A 13179-nucleotide genomic window follows, 5' to 3' on the forward strand; every position below is an offset into this window, starting at 1 on the left:
ATCCTCTTTTCTCTTATTATTATTTATTTAATGAATTTTCTTACGATTAAAAGACTTAAAAGCTAAGCCCTGCACCTCGCTCTTCTGTTCGGCCAGGCAGCCCTTCTTCCTCTACTTTGTCGGTTAATAACCCGACCGCTTCTGCGTAGCGAAGCCACGTATCGACACTTGCAATAACGACTCGCGCTTCAATCGTTAAAATTTCAATTCCTACGAGTGATACTCGGGCAAAAGCATCGATGACAATTCCTTTGTCGAGAATTCGATCAATCACTTCTGCTAAACTAGAACTATCTGTACTTTTTTGAATACTCATTTTAGCAGCTCCTTTCGAAATTTAGCTAAATGAATGATGCTACTAATCAACCTGCTTAACTTTTTAAGTAAACATACTTTTGAAATATACTTTTTAACCATCTTTCAAACATGAATAATTTGCTAAAAATTAATTCTTGAAAATAAATTAGAAAATTATTCTACTTCGTATAATAGTTTACAGTTAATTTATGGATGTTAATTACGCTTAAATCCTTCTATTAAAGCATTCATCAAGATTTTGATTCCAAAATAAAACAATAAATACATTATTGTTACAATAATATTACATTATAATTTAAGGCATATTATCACTCGATACACCACGACATATTTTGATATTTTTAACTATTATGGAATATTATTGTTCATTAAGTTCACTTGAATAAAATCAGCGCATAAAAAAAGCTGCCGCACTGCGACAGCTTTCTCCTACATATTATACGTTCTATAAAATCATTCCGGTTAAAGGAGCTTTCGGGTTTCCATCATGATCACAGTCTTCTTTGTCTACTAAAACAAGCAGGCTGCCTTCTTTAACAGAATCATTATAGTGCTCGGCCTGCTGTTTTGGAATTCCCATACCGACTAAAATACCTGACAGACCTCCTACACTCGCACCAGCTGCTGCACCTGTTAATGTAGCTACAATCGGACCAGCCGCCACAATTGGGCCTATTCCCGGGATTGCAAGAGCGCCGGCACCTGCTAATATTCCGGTCAAGCTCCCTAGCGTACCTCCGGTAAGCGCTCCAGTTGCTGCTCCTTCTGCTTTTGTATTCGTTTCTTTCTGAACTTTTTTAGTCTTTTTATGTTTACCTATGATAGATATTTCTTCTGATGCGTATCCTTCTTTTTTTAAACTCTCTACAGCATGAATTGCTTCTTGTTCCGTTTCATATACTCCCACAACATTCTTAGCTTTTGCTTCCATACTATCTCCTCCTCATTAATGTTGTGTGTACCCGAGAGCATTACTTTGAAACGTTTTACAGAGTAAGTATTCCTAAATAAATAACGCCAAATCACTTTTCATTTAGTGACGTTTTTATTTAAAAATGAATGAACTCGCTCTTTTTTTAACCATATCCCTCCACAAGCAATGAAGCATGCAACCGTAATAAAAGCCAACGCGTAGCTCCGGAACCAATCCACAAGGAGCCCAAACCAAATCGGTGCGAGCACGATGGCAAATTGATTGAGCGTTAACGCAATGCTTACTGTTAAACCAATAAAACGATCATCGGCTTTTTCTGCTATTAACACGATAAACAAACTAAACCAGCCAATTGCAAAAAAGCCAAGGCTAAAACAAACTGCAGCTAGTAGCCAAAAAGGCAAAGTAAATCCAATATAAGAAATAGCTATGATTAGTCCTACAGTCACCCAAACCGTCGCTTGCAAAGGTGTTCTTCGATTTCCGTTATACACATGATCGCTTAGCCAGGCTAAAGCAATTCTCCCAATCATTCCCCCTAACAGTGTGACGCTCAGCAACATGCCCGCTGAAGTAAAATCCATCTTTATGACTTTCGTTAAATAGCTCATAAAGTGCGCCACAATGATCATTTGAAGGGAAATCATTGAAACACCTACAAAGAATAAGGGATAGAGCGTTTTATCTTGAGAAATACGCATGATTTTTTGACGAAGCGTAAATGTTTCTTTTTTTTCTGGCGATGAGGGGTATTCTCGATAGAATACTAAAAAAAGAAGACCGCCCCCAATAGCTGCCGCAGCCTGTACGAGAACAGCCCCATGCCACCCGTATTGATAAAACACCAGCGGTAATGCCGCGGAAGCAACAGCGCCTCCAATGGGAATTCCCGTTTGCCGAATCCCCATGGCAAGGCCTCTATGATGAGAAGGAAACCACTTCACCACGGCTTTGCTTCCTCCTGGCTGTGCTGTTCCATACCACACGCCTGCTGCAAGAAGCACGCCTGTTAGATACAAATAATGATCGGCTCTATAGGAAAAAAGCATGCTTATCCCCAGCAAAATAGATCCTCCTCCTACAAGCCACCTTTCTCCATAGCGATCCATCCAGTTTCCAAAGAACAGCATGGAAAAAATCGGACCAATTTGAACAGCTGATACGAGCAGTCCTGTTTGAAACTGCGATAAACCATATAGTCTTTGCCAAAGCGCTGCCAATGGTCCTACCCCATACGTGACAAACGTTGCACACGCCTGAGAAAGCGTGGCAATAAATAAAATCATCCACTTATAAGAAGCTTTTTGTCTGCTCATTTTCTCTCCTCCACCTTTACTTTCAGTGTAGAGTAGCGGTGATATCATGTAAAATAAGCAATAAAGATAAAAGTCATCAATAAAAATGATAGCTGCAGGAGGAGATTTGATGGATATAAAAGATTTGCTTGTTTTTACAACGGTAGCAGAAGAAAAAAACATTTCAAAAGCTGCCAAAAGCTTAAGCTACGTGCAGTCGAATGTGACGATGCGAATTCAGCAATTAGAAGCGGAGCTGGGTACACAGCTCTTCCAACGAAGCGGTAAAGGGGTAACGTTAACTTCCAGCGGAGAGCTGTTGCATCGTTATGCTGAACAAATTCTTCGTTTAACCAATGAAGCCACGGCAGCTGTGCAAAGCAGCTCGCACACGCCGATAGGACCTTTAAAAATAGGTGCAACTGAATCCACCGCGGCTCTTCGGCTGCCGCCTTTGCTTTCTATTTATTGCACTGCCTATCCTAATGTAGACTTCATCTTAGAAACACATACAACCGATGTTCTTATTCAACTGGTTTTAGAACGAAAACTTGAAGGCGCATTTGTGGCGGGCAGCTGTGACCATCCCGATCTAAACTCTTTATTTACTCGAGATGAAGAGCTTGTACTTGTGAGCCGGCATCCTCTTCCTTCTTTTTACAGCCTAAACGATATGAACCTATTAGCTTTCAGCAGCGGATGCGCATATCGACATACGTTAGAAATGCTGTTGACAAAAGAAGGCGTATTTCCAAAACGCATATTAGAATTTGGTACGATTGAAGCCATTATTGGGTGTGTAAAAGCAGGTATGGGCGTAGCTGTAATGATGAAATCTATTGTATCTAACTATAACCATTCATTAACGTTAACTCCGCTGCCGCAGCCATATAGAAAGGTTCCTACTTTTTTTATTACGCGAAAAGGTGCCTTTGTATCGGCGGCTTTACGTGAATTTTCTTCTATTCTGACTGAACAGCTTTGCACAACAAAACCCTAAGAAAATAGGCGTTCTTAGGGTTTTGACTTAAGCAGCGGCGGGATTCTTCTTAACAAATTTCATAAACAATCCGCGAACTAAAGGTCCCATAATGAGAAGCTGAAGCGGATAGGCTACGATAAAGTTTTTCATAACGATCAACGCATAGCTTGAAAGAAGCGGCTCTCCGTCTAAACCTTTCGTAAGTGACATCGTAATTAATCCGTATACAGACATGGAAAGCACCATTCCAATCACCATACATGATGATAAAATCAACACGACTTTTAACTGTTTAGACTTATCAAACGGCAGTGAAAATGCTACTTTTTTTGCCACGGGACCTACTACGAAAGTTTCGATAATCATGGCAACTACAAATGTGATAACCAAATTCAAAATACCTTCAGCAAGTGTGATATGCCCGATGACATCATTTATGAACATGTTATACATCGTCATCACAAGCACCATCCCTCCGCACATCATCATTCCAAAATACATACTTTCTTTTTTAGTTGTGGGCACATTCCTCATCCTTTTCACGTTTTTTACTTGGCTTAGTATAGCTTTTTATCTTCCTTCTTCGTAAGTGAACATTTTGTGAACATTCATCTAAAAAAATGCCCTGTGACCAAAAACAGTCACAGGGCATTTTTTTTAGACCTAAGCGGCGCGTGCTCTTTTTTTGAGTAGGGCTGAGTATGGCAAATTACTCTAGTCTACATCGTTAATAAATGTTTGGAGATTTAACAAAAAACCCCCGCTTTATGAGCTAAAGCGGGGTTGGTTTTATAGAGATTCCGTGTGAGATGCAGGCGGAATTGGTGTTTGGGTTCGAAATACTTTTTCCCATTTCGAGACGACGATACAGGCAATGGCGTGGCCTGGAACGTTAACTCCTGTTCTGGCCATATCCATGATGCGGTCCACTCCTGCAATGATTGCGACTCCTTCAGCCGGCAGACCTACTGCGTTGGCTGTTGCTAAAAGAACAACTAGTGAACCTGACGGGACAGCCGCGATTCCTTTACTTGTCATTACTAGTATAAGCATCATAAATAATTGCTGAGTTAATGGCATATCGATGTTAAAAGCCTGTGCTAAAAAGACGCATGAAACGGATAAATACAGCGTGGAGCCATCACAGTTTAACGACAGACCCGACGGAATAACAAACGACACCACTCGTTTAGGGCATCCGTACTTTTCCATCCGTTCCATCAGCTGTGGCAGCACGGTTTCGGTACTTGTTGTTGAAAAGGCAATAAGAAACAAATCCCAAATCATTTTGAATACTTCAAAGTAGTTGAATTTGAACAAAAACCCAACAAGCGGAAATAAAACAAATAAAATAATAAAAAGGCCTAAAAAGACGGTTCCAATTAGCTTCAGCATTGGAAGCAGAAGGACAATGCCGTATTGCCCCACAGATGCAGCCATTAGCGCTAGTACACCAAGAGGCGCTGTGACCATAACAATTTGCGTTAATTTAAACATAATTTTAGCGGTAGATTCAAAAAATTTCATTGCAGGTTCAGATGCTTTGCCAACTCCTGAGGCAGCAACACCGAATAAAATAGCAAAGAAAATCACTGCCAGCAAATCATTTTTTGCCATCACATCTATGATATTCGTTGGAATGATGTTCAAAATCATTTGTTTAAAGTCCACGACTTTGTCGGTATACTGAGACAATTCACCGATATCTTTTTTAACAAGATGAGAAAGATCGAGGCCTATTCCGGGCTTCAGCAAATTCACTAGCAGCAGCCCAATTCCTAATACGATGGTAGTAATAATTTCAAACCAAATAATCGTCTTTAACCCTAAACTCCCCATTTGTTTCATACTGCCGCTTCCCGCAGCACCTATGACGATGGTTGAAAAGACAATCGGCACCACAATCATTTTAATGAGGCGGATAAACCCGTCTCCTACCGGTCTTAAAGCCATCCCGAAGTCCGGAAAAAAGTGCCCGATAACAGCTCCAATTACTAATGCAATTAAAATTTGAAACGCTAAAAACTTTTTCATATTTCTCCCTCCCCTTTGTCTTCATGAAACGGACATCCATTCCATTAATATCCAAATCCTCAGACACTTTAAGTAAGTTCGGGACATTTAGTTAAATTCCTTCTAAAATAGACAAAACGGTCTATATATTTCGCTTTGTCCGTTAAGATACATAGAAAAAAGCCAGGATGAAAGTCTTCTTCATCCTGACTTTTTTATCGTTATGCTTTTTTCACAAACTGAGATTTTAAGCTCATCGCTCCAAATCCATCAATCTTGCAGTCAATGTTATGATCGCCTTCTACTAAACGAATGCTTTTTACTTTCGTTCCGATCTTTACAACCGATGAGCTTCCTTTTACTTTTAAGTCTTTAATGACAGTAACTGAATCTCCGTCTTTTAAAGCATTACCGTTTGCATCTTTTACAGTAAGCTGTTCTTCCATGCTTTCTGCTTTTTCATCTTGCCCCCATTCATGCGCACACTCTGGGCAGACGAACAGGTTTCCATCTTCATATGTAAACTGTGATTGACAGCTTGGACAATTAGGTACATTCATTTTCTTTTCCTCCAGCAGCTCGTAAACGTTAGCAAGATCACGAGATTACGTTTTTTTATCTGTTTTATACTGTCACATTTTTATAAGTTTAACAAGCTTTTCTATTCCCTTGCTGCTGATGTTTTCTTTTCCAAATAAGTGAGCCGATAAACAGAACAAAACCCGCTCCAAAGACAAGAAGCTGATCTAAATAAAAGTCCCCTGTTTTTACATACTGAATAACGAATAATCCACCAAACATGAGCATTAGCATACATGAAAAACGAATGAGGTATGAATTGATTTCCATTTTTCATTCCTCCTTTTTGTAAGACTTTTTTGTTACGAACAAAACGCGAACCATATGCCAAATGTAACTCCGTATAACGGTAAAATGACGGCTAGCTTTTGCTTCCACCCTTTAAAAAAAGAAGAATTACGAGGTGCAAACCAAAGCTCTAACGTCCTGTATAACAGCAGTGCTCCCGCTGCCAGTATGGCAATCACTGTCTCTCCTAAGTCCACACATATTCCTCACTTTCATTCTACGTACTTGAAACTAAACGCTGCGTCTATCATCAGTGTCATTATTATAAAAGAACTTCTAATCGTGATGCGTAAGACTTCGAATACCCTTTTTAAACATACAATAATTACCATTATATCATAATAAAAGCACTTTTGAGACTTTTTTATATATGTAAATTATTGTATAATTAAAAGTAGACAAAGAGAATAAGGGGGGATTTTTTGAAGAAACCTCAGCTTGTGTTTGTTATTACCCTGCTTGTTGAAGCTGGATTAACCTATGCGTGCTCATCATTTTTGTCTATTCGCTTTATTGAGCTTATGTTTTTTAGCGGACTTTTGTTTTCAGTTTTGACTTTTTGGTTTTCAAGCAGCGGAAGCAACAGCGCTCATTCTCACTATAAAACTCATTCCATGAGGTTAATGTCTGGAGCCAATATTGAACATAATCCGTTTCGTTTGCGCTGGACGGCTTATCTGCTTGCTTCTTTAAGCTTTACGGGAGTGGGCCTGATTTTTTTCATTTTGCTGCTAACGGACGTTATTCCTCCCGTGAGCTAAAAAACCTGCTCTTTATAGAGAGCAGGCACTTACGAAAACAGCTTTAGAAGCAGGCATTTTCTCTTTACTTTGTTAGCAACAGCTTGAGTTACATGATCTTTTAAAGGGCGAGTTAATATTCGTTTCAACGGATGTTTTAGCATTCGTTTGCTAATGGGGACTTTAAAAATAATGCTGAGAACCACCGTTGCTAAAACTGAGAGCAACAAGACCGCAAAAGGCTTTTTTTGAAACCATCTCGAGAAGATAAGCATCATTACATAAATAAGCGCTGACCACCCCAAATGCCAGCCGTGCCTAAATGTAATCCCCTTGCACCTGAGCCCAACCCATTCTACAAACGAAGCTGTACATACCCACTTTGTAATATATTTCACCTGCTTAGCGAGCGTAGACGGATAGGTAGCTAAGAACGACAAAATCATGAGAGGTGTAATAAATATAAGGTGTAAAATACGCAGTCCTTTTAATGAAAGATGAGAAGATTTAAAATCCCAAAGCAACTTATCGTTACACAAAAAGTAGTAAAGAATATTAAAAAAGCTCACGTATAAAACCCCAGCATACAGCTCGTGAATTTTTTTCCACGTTTTCTTGTGGATATTTTGAAAAATCAGCCATAGAAGGACAGAAATATGCACCTTTGTTCACCTCTCTAACGTCGTTTTTAGAACCAATGTTATGTTATTTTATTTTCATTTCGTCCTGCTTCTTTTCAATTTTCCGAATCCATCCAATCAGCAGCCGGTTAAGATAGGATTTTAATGTTACGCTAATAAAGGTGTGGTACCACATCCAGCCTGTTTTCCATTCGATGAGCTTCGTTCGTTTTTCAGCCCATAATTCAATAAAAAACATGGGAATCGTAAAAAGCACAATTTTATATAAGATTTTTAACCCTTTATCGTGATACGTAGCCTGATTAATCATAACGGATATGCTAGGATACAGTAAAAAGTCGAACAACACATTAATTCTAAACTGTTTTTTCAGCAAGCGAGTTGGATATCGAAGAAGGCCGTGAGAGACAATAAATTTATCAATAATACCATTTGTTAATGCATTAAATGCATAAGCCAGCAGCCAGTCTTTGATCGGTGGTTTTCTAAATAAAAAAGGCAGCATTCCCAGCCCTATAATCAGCATTGTACGTAAAAAATCCACTTCAAATTTTTTATTTCTCATAACCTTTTCGCTCCTTTCACCAAGTGTTGGTAGTATACCTTCGTGTCGATTGGCAGCTTAAGACGGTTGTTCTAATCACTTTCTCTTTACGTACATACATCTTTGTTTTAGTTTTCAGTTCTTTGAAGAGATTTATACATATGGTTGAGACATGAAAAAAGCCCGACTCTACTCAAAACGGGCTTCTTCCTTGATCTATTTTGTTCTTACCATCCAGCTACAAATCCATCCGTTCGTGATTCACTTCCTCCGCATAGCACGCCGCTTTCAGGGTCTCTCCAAATAATCTGTCCGCGCCCAAATGCCATCGAATCCACGGCTACTTCAATTTTATGTCCTTTTCGTTCAAGCGCTTGTGCTACGTGTGAAGGAAAAGCCGGCTCTACAAGCACCGTTTTATCTTTTTTCCACTGCCATCTTGGCGCGTCTAAAGCGGCTTGAGGATGAAGGTGAAAGTCAATCGTATTCATAACAACTTGCATATGCCCCTGCGGCTGCATAAACCCTCCCATCACGCCAAAAGGTCCTACTGGTGCATTATTTTTAGTGAGAAAGCCTGGAATAATGGTATGAAACGTTTTTTTATTAGGAGCAAGGCAGTTATCATGATTGGGATCCATTGAAAAATTATGTCCGCGGTTTTGCAAGGCAATTCCCGTTTCTGGCACAACGATTCCAGAACCGAAACCCATATAATTGCTTTGAATAAATGAAACCATGTTGCCTTCTTCATCAGCGGTGGCTAAATACACCGTTCCGCTTCCAACAGGTTCTCCTGCTTCAGGCTGCAGGGCATGCTCTTCTATAAGGCTGCGGCGATAGCTTGCATATGTATCAGACAGCAGTTCACTAACCGGCACGGTCATTTTTGCTTCTTCTGTAATGTATTTTTCTCCATCCGCAAACGCAAGCTTTATCGCTTCTATTTGTTTATGATACGTATCCACCGCATCTTTTTCTTGGAGCTCAAAGCCTTTTACGATATTTAATGCCAATAATGCAATAAGCCCTTGACCGTTCGGAGGAATTTCCCACACATCATATCCACGGTAGTGAGCGGAAATAGGATTCACCCACTCAGGCTTATAAGCAGCTAAATCTTCCTTGGATAAAAAGCCGCCATATTTTTTGCTGAATGCATCAATACGATCCGCTAGCTCACCTTTATAAAAGGCTTCTGCATTTGTCTCACCAATGAGCTGAAGCGTACGAGCGTGATCAGTAGATGACCACATCTCTCCTGCTTTTGGTGCTCGACCATTTGGCGCAAACGTTTGAAACCACGATTCAAATTCTTCGCTTGTATGTACTCGTTTAAACGTATCGTACGCTTGCTTCCATTGTTTAGCGAGAGTAGGAGCTAGTGGAAATCCTTCCTTGGCATATTGAATAGCAGGCACCAGCACTTGAGAAAGAGGCAGTTTACCAAATCGCTTTGATAAAGCAGCCCAACCAGCCGGAGCACCGGGAACCGTAACGGGAATCATTCCGTACTTAGGAATTTCTTTGTATCCTTTTTCCTTCAGTGCGTCAATGGAAATAGACTGCGGAGAAGGTCCGCTAGCATTCAGTCCGTAAAGCTGATCATTAGTCCAAATAAGCGCAAAAGCGTCTCCTCCGATTCCATTTGATGCGGGCTCTAATACGGTAAGACTCGCCGCTGCTGCGATTGCTGCATCAATGGCATTGCCGCCTTTTTTTAAGATATCAAGACCTGCCTGCGCTGCAAGCGGCTGAGATGTAGCTACCATTCCTTTTTTAGCATAGACCGGCACTCGGGATGATGGATACGGATGATACTGCGGATCATAGTTCATAAAAAGCTCCTCCTCTTTTACACTTTCGAATTTATTTTTAATTTTCTAAATAATTAAACTTCTTTATTTTACCATATTTACGGCGCATCGCCTTTCTTTTTATCTCAGAATGACATGACTCTTTTTACCTAAAATTGGTATACTGGTAGAGTAAAAGAATTGCCAAGGAGGATGATGTATGAAAAAAGTAAAAGCTGCCCTTCCACTCGCTGTTTCTTTAGCACTCGGGCTTCAAGTACTCCCTATATCCACTTCAACCGTTCAAGCTGAAGCAGCGGCGAATGCTGCTCATCACTCAGCAAAAGTTGAAGTCAAACGAGCAAACGCATTTTTAACGAATGTAGCGAACGGAAAAACAAAAGAAGCTACGCGCTACTTTAACCGCAGCCTGCAGGCAAAAATGAGTGAAGACAACTTAAAAACATGGTGGTCATCTCTAACGGCTCAGCTTGGTGCTGTAAAAAAGATTGGGACAGCTGTGCAAGGTGACGTCAATACCGTTCATCGAAACATAGACATTCCCATTGAATTTGAACACGTATCAGCTACTTTAACCGTTCGCTTTAGCCAAAATCGTCAAATTGATGATTGGCGAATCGTACCGGAGGAGCGCCAGTTTTCATTTTCCACACCGCCTTATGACACCCCTAAGAACTACAGTGAAAAACAGCTTTCAATCGGCAAAGCACCTTACGAACTTCCAGCAACGCTCACTCTTCCAACACGTTCAAAACATCAAAATGTACCCGTTGTCATTTTAGTTCACGGATCAGGTCCTTCTGATCAAGATGAAACCTTTATGAGCTTAAAGCCGTTTCGAGATCTGGCTTCAGGACTGGCTTCTCAAGGGATTGCCGTTTTACGCTATAATAAGCGTACATACGAACATACAGCTAAAATGTCCGGTGAAAATAAAATAAACGTTGACGATGAAACAACGGATGATGCCGTACTCGCAGTGGAAGCAATGGCAAAACAAAAAGGCATCGACAGCCGCAATATTTTTTTACTGGGACACAGTCAAGGCGGCATGATGATGCCTCGGATTTTAAATCAAACGCCGGATAAAAGCGTTCGCGGCTCTGTTTTACTTGCTGCACCGAGCCGCACACTTCCAGAGTTAATGCTCGAACAATTTGCCTATCTTGTATCGTTGAATCAGCTTCCGAAAGAGCAGCTTGCTTTTTTCCAGCAGCAGTTTGCCATATTGCAAGACCCAAGCTTTTCGCCAGCTCAGCCGCCAAAAGAATTTCTGCTTGGCACGCCTTATTTTTGGTATGACTTAGCTCACTGGCACCCTGCAGAAGTTGCAAAATCTCAGCATACGCCGCTGCTTTTTTTACAAGGAGCGCGTGATTACCAAGTAACGACCGAAGATTTTGAAGGCTGGAAACAAAGCTTATCACAGCGTTCCGACACTTCTTTTAAGCTTTATCCAAAGCTCAACCACTTTTTCACAGAAGGAACCGGTGAAAAAAGCACGCCCGATGAATATGCTGTTTCAGCCAACATTCCTTCTTATGTCATTGATGATATTGTGAAATGGGTTCGTGAAACAAAAAAATAAGAGAACAGGGCGCTGTTTTTCCAGCGCCTTGTTCTTTTATCCATTAAACCGCCCCATCACAACCGTATTATAGTACTTGCCGTCTGACAGCACCTTGTCATTTTTTAATACTCCTTCTACTTCAAACCCTAACTTTTCATATAAATCAATCGCTTTTTTATTGGTCTCTAGCACGTTCAGCGTCATTTTCTTCATGCCCGCGCTATCTGCCCACAGTATGGATTGCTGTAAAAGTCCTTTGCCAATTCCGTATCCCCAACATGCTTTTGCGACGCATACGCCAAACTCTACTTTATGGGAAAATCGTTTCAACTCGTTGCCTTCGCACCTTGAAAATCCGACAATTTCATTATGTACAACCGCTACTAAAAATAAGTTTCGTTTACTTTCTGTGTCACGTTGAATAAGTTTTTCAAAGTCGGATTCGTCCATATACCCTTCTCCTGATTCACGATCTAAGTTTTCCGTTTCTCCATCTAGCTGAACTCTTAGGTGAGACAGTTCGTTTGCATCGCTAACGTGAGCTGAACGAATGATGTACTGAAGTCCTTTTACATGGTAAATCTGCTGATTGATGACCATCCTATACCTCCACATGTATTTCTTTCATTCAATCTATCAATTAGTTTTAATTTCCTTTATTATAAATATTATACATAAAGAAATGAAAGAGAGTTGAAGGAATTGCTTTGGTTATTGCTTTTGATTCTATACGGCATTTACAAGTTCTATAAATCAAGGAGACCGCTAACGAAGTTTGATCATTTTTACGAGAGAGCGTTTGAGCTGGAAGAGAAAAAGCGCTATGGAGATGCTCTTGATATACGTAACCAAGGAATTGAACTCCATACCCTTACCGATTTAGAACGAGCTGATTTACATTTAGCAAATGGGCGTATGCTTTTAAAACTAAAGCAATACGAAGAAGCAACAAAACACTACGATGCCTCATTTAAGCTAGCAAAATATGAAAAATTCCCTTACTCAGAAGGATTTGACGAAGTCATTGAAGCTTACTTGTATGCAGGGCGTAAAGAAGATGCGCTGATAATAACCAACGACATGTTAAAACGGCAAAGCTATGATCAAAAATTTAAAAAGCTAGAGCCTTTAAAAGAAAAGCTTCTTTCATATGAAGACTTATGGTAAAATTAAACAATTGAAAGCGTATTATTAAGAGCGACTGAGGTGAACGTAATGGTCATAACCGTCATTGTAGGAGTGCTGGGTTTAATTGGTTTAATTGCAGCAGGTTTTGCGACGAATTATAAAGATACGAAGTAAGATGGCGTAAAGAAGAGTGGGTGGGACAAACGTAGTTTAGTTGAAAAAAGATCCGAACCATAAACCGTTGGGATCTTTTTATTGTGATGACGGACGTAGATTTAATCTATGTAGTAGCTTCTAGCTGTTGGTTGGAGGACAAGACGAAGACTCCTG

16 protein-coding genes are annotated in these 13179 nt (G+C 40.2%); 4 read left to right on the top strand and 12 right to left on the bottom strand.

The annotated features are described in order from the left end of the window. Positions 1-55: 55 nt before the first annotated feature. The 3 genes from gvpA to NST66_RS15840 form a co-directional block, all read right to left on the bottom strand. Positions 56-316, bottom strand: coding sequence for a gas vesicle structural protein GvpA (gene gvpA, locus NST66_RS15830; RefSeq protein WP_013058000.1), 261 nt, complete (start codon positions 314-316; stop codon positions 56-58). 447 nt (positions 317-763) lie between these two features. Beyond that, positions 764-1249 (bottom strand): general stress protein, encoded by a 486-nt coding sequence (locus tag NST66_RS15835; protein ID WP_114896028.1) that lies wholly within the window; start codon positions 1247-1249, stop codon positions 764-766. A 98-nt stretch (positions 1250-1347) separates the two neighbouring features. Next, the gene (locus NST66_RS15840; RefSeq protein WP_340843487.1) at positions 1348-2568 is read right to left on the bottom strand and encodes an MFS transporter; all 1221 of its coding nucleotides are present in this window, start codon (positions 2566-2568) and stop codon (positions 1348-1350) included. Positions 2569-2677: 109 nt separating this feature from the next. Between NST66_RS15840 and NST66_RS15845 the strand changes: the two genes are divergently transcribed. After that, the gene (locus tag NST66_RS15845; RefSeq protein ID WP_340843488.1) at positions 2678-3547 is read left to right on the top strand and encodes a LysR family transcriptional regulator; all 870 of its coding nucleotides are present in this window, start codon (positions 2678-2680) and stop codon (positions 3545-3547) included. Between the two features lie 27 nt (positions 3548-3574). Here NST66_RS15845 and NST66_RS15850 read toward each other — a convergent pair whose 3' ends face one another. The 5 genes from NST66_RS15850 to NST66_RS15870 all read right to left on the bottom strand — a co-directional run bounded on the left by NST66_RS15850 (position 3575) and on the right by NST66_RS15870 (position 6606). Continuing rightward, positions 3575-4054 carry a DUF2798 domain-containing protein gene (locus NST66_RS15850; RefSeq protein WP_182005113.1) on the bottom strand — a complete coding sequence of 160 codons (480 nt, stop codon included), beginning with the start codon at positions 4052-4054 and terminating at the stop codon, positions 3575-3577. A gap of 264 nt (positions 4055-4318) precedes the next feature. Next, positions 4319-5563: a glutamate-aspartate/proton symporter GltP gene (gltP, locus tag NST66_RS15855; protein WP_088048855.1), complete on the bottom strand. Its 1245-nt coding sequence runs from the start codon at positions 5561-5563 to the stop codon at positions 4319-4321. Between the two features lie 200 nt (positions 5564-5763). Then, on the bottom strand, positions 5764-6102 hold the full coding sequence (locus NST66_RS15860) for a zinc ribbon domain-containing protein YjdM (RefSeq protein WP_340843489.1): 339 nt from the start codon (positions 6100-6102) through the stop codon (positions 5764-5766). An 88-nt stretch (positions 6103-6190) separates the two neighbouring features. Next, the gene (locus NST66_RS15865; RefSeq protein ID WP_071272759.1) at positions 6191-6391 is read right to left on the bottom strand and encodes a hypothetical protein; all 201 of its coding nucleotides are present in this window, start codon (positions 6389-6391) and stop codon (positions 6191-6193) included. A 32-nt stretch (positions 6392-6423) separates the two neighbouring features. Then, entirely contained in the window at positions 6424-6606 is a 183-nt protein-coding gene (locus NST66_RS15870) for a hypothetical protein (RefSeq protein WP_340843490.1), read from the bottom strand. A gap of 225 nt (positions 6607-6831) precedes the next feature. Here NST66_RS15870 and NST66_RS15875 point away from each other — a divergent pair, with 225 nt between their 5' ends. After that, entirely contained in the window at positions 6832-7170 is a 339-nt protein-coding gene (locus NST66_RS15875) for a hypothetical protein (protein WP_071272757.1), read from the top strand. Positions 7171-7199: 29 nt separating this feature from the next. Here the strand turns inward: NST66_RS15875 and NST66_RS15880 are convergent, their stop codons facing one another. The 3 genes from NST66_RS15880 to ggt all read right to left on the bottom strand — a co-directional run bounded on the left by NST66_RS15880 (position 7200) and on the right by ggt (position 10172). Further along, complete coding sequence (locus NST66_RS15880) at positions 7200-7811, bottom strand: CBO0543 family protein (protein ID WP_114896035.1); 612 nt, start codon at positions 7809-7811, stop codon at positions 7200-7202. A gap of 43 nt (positions 7812-7854) precedes the next feature. Beyond that, the gene (locus NST66_RS15885; protein ID WP_071272753.1) at positions 7855-8355 is read right to left on the bottom strand and encodes a CBO0543 family protein; all 501 of its coding nucleotides are present in this window, start codon (positions 8353-8355) and stop codon (positions 7855-7857) included. A 206-nt stretch (positions 8356-8561) separates the two neighbouring features. Further along, the gene (gene ggt / locus NST66_RS15890; protein ID WP_340843491.1) at positions 8562-10172 is read right to left on the bottom strand and encodes a gamma-glutamyltransferase; all 1611 of its coding nucleotides are present in this window, start codon (positions 10170-10172) and stop codon (positions 8562-8564) included. Positions 10173-10350: 178 nt separating this feature from the next. Between ggt and NST66_RS15895 the strand changes: the two genes are divergently transcribed. Continuing rightward, complete coding sequence (locus tag NST66_RS15895) at positions 10351-11739, top strand: alpha/beta fold hydrolase (RefSeq protein ID WP_340843492.1); 1389 nt, start codon at positions 10351-10353, stop codon at positions 11737-11739. Positions 11740-11775: 36 nt separating this feature from the next. On the opposite strand, the gene NST66_RS15900 is transcribed toward NST66_RS15895, so the two are convergent. Beyond that, positions 11776-12321, bottom strand: coding sequence for a GNAT family N-acetyltransferase (locus NST66_RS15900; RefSeq protein WP_340843493.1), 546 nt, complete (start codon positions 12319-12321; stop codon positions 11776-11778). A 102-nt stretch (positions 12322-12423) separates the two neighbouring features. Here NST66_RS15900 and NST66_RS15905 point away from each other — a divergent pair, with 102 nt between their 5' ends. Then, positions 12424-12888, top strand: coding sequence for a hypothetical protein (locus tag NST66_RS15905; protein WP_340843494.1), 465 nt, complete (start codon positions 12424-12426; stop codon positions 12886-12888). Positions 12889-13179: the final 291 nt, after the last annotated feature.

Source organism: Priestia sp. FSL W8-0524, from assembly GCF_038005965.1.
GTDB lineage: Bacteria > Bacillota > Bacilli > Bacillales > Bacillaceae_H > Priestia > Priestia zanthoxyli.

What these genes read in the sequence shown, in the direction of transcription:
- gvpA (WP_013058000.1), bottom strand. Translation starts at nt 316, where the DNA reads ATGAGTATTCAAAAAAGTACAGATAGTTCTAGTTTAGCAGAAGTGATT.
- NST66_RS15835 (WP_114896028.1), bottom strand. Translation starts at nt 1,249, where the DNA reads ATGGAAGCAAAAGCTAAGAATGTTGTGGGAGTATATGAAACGGAACAA.
- NST66_RS15840 (WP_340843487.1), bottom strand. Translation starts at nt 2,568, where the DNA reads ATGAGCAGACAAAAAGCTTCTTATAAGTGGATGATTTTATTTATTGCC.
- NST66_RS15845 (WP_340843488.1), top strand. Translation starts at nt 2,678, where the DNA reads ATGGATATAAAAGATTTGCTTGTTTTTACAACGGTAGCAGAAGAAAAA.
- gltP (WP_088048855.1), bottom strand. Translation starts at nt 5,563, where the DNA reads ATGAAAAAGTTTTTAGCGTTTCAAATTTTAATTGCATTAGTAATTGGA.
- NST66_RS15860 (WP_340843489.1), bottom strand. Translation starts at nt 6,102, where the DNA reads ATGAATGTACCTAATTGTCCAAGCTGTCAATCACAGTTTACATATGAA.
- NST66_RS15865 (WP_071272759.1), bottom strand. Translation starts at nt 6,391, where the DNA reads ATGGAAATCAATTCATACCTCATTCGTTTTTCATGTATGCTAATGCTC.
- NST66_RS15885 (WP_071272753.1), bottom strand. Translation starts at nt 8,355, where the DNA reads ATGAGAAATAAAAAATTTGAAGTGGATTTTTTACGTACAATGCTGATT.
- ggt (WP_340843491.1), bottom strand. Translation starts at nt 10,172, where the DNA reads ATGAACTATGATCCGCAGTATCATCCGTATCCATCATCCCGAGTGCCG.
- NST66_RS15895 (WP_340843492.1), top strand. Translation starts at nt 10,351, where the DNA reads ATGAAAAAAGTAAAAGCTGCCCTTCCACTCGCTGTTTCTTTAGCACTC.
- NST66_RS15900 (WP_340843493.1), bottom strand. Translation starts at nt 12,321, where the DNA reads ATGGTCATCAATCAGCAGATTTACCATGTAAAAGGACTTCAGTACATC.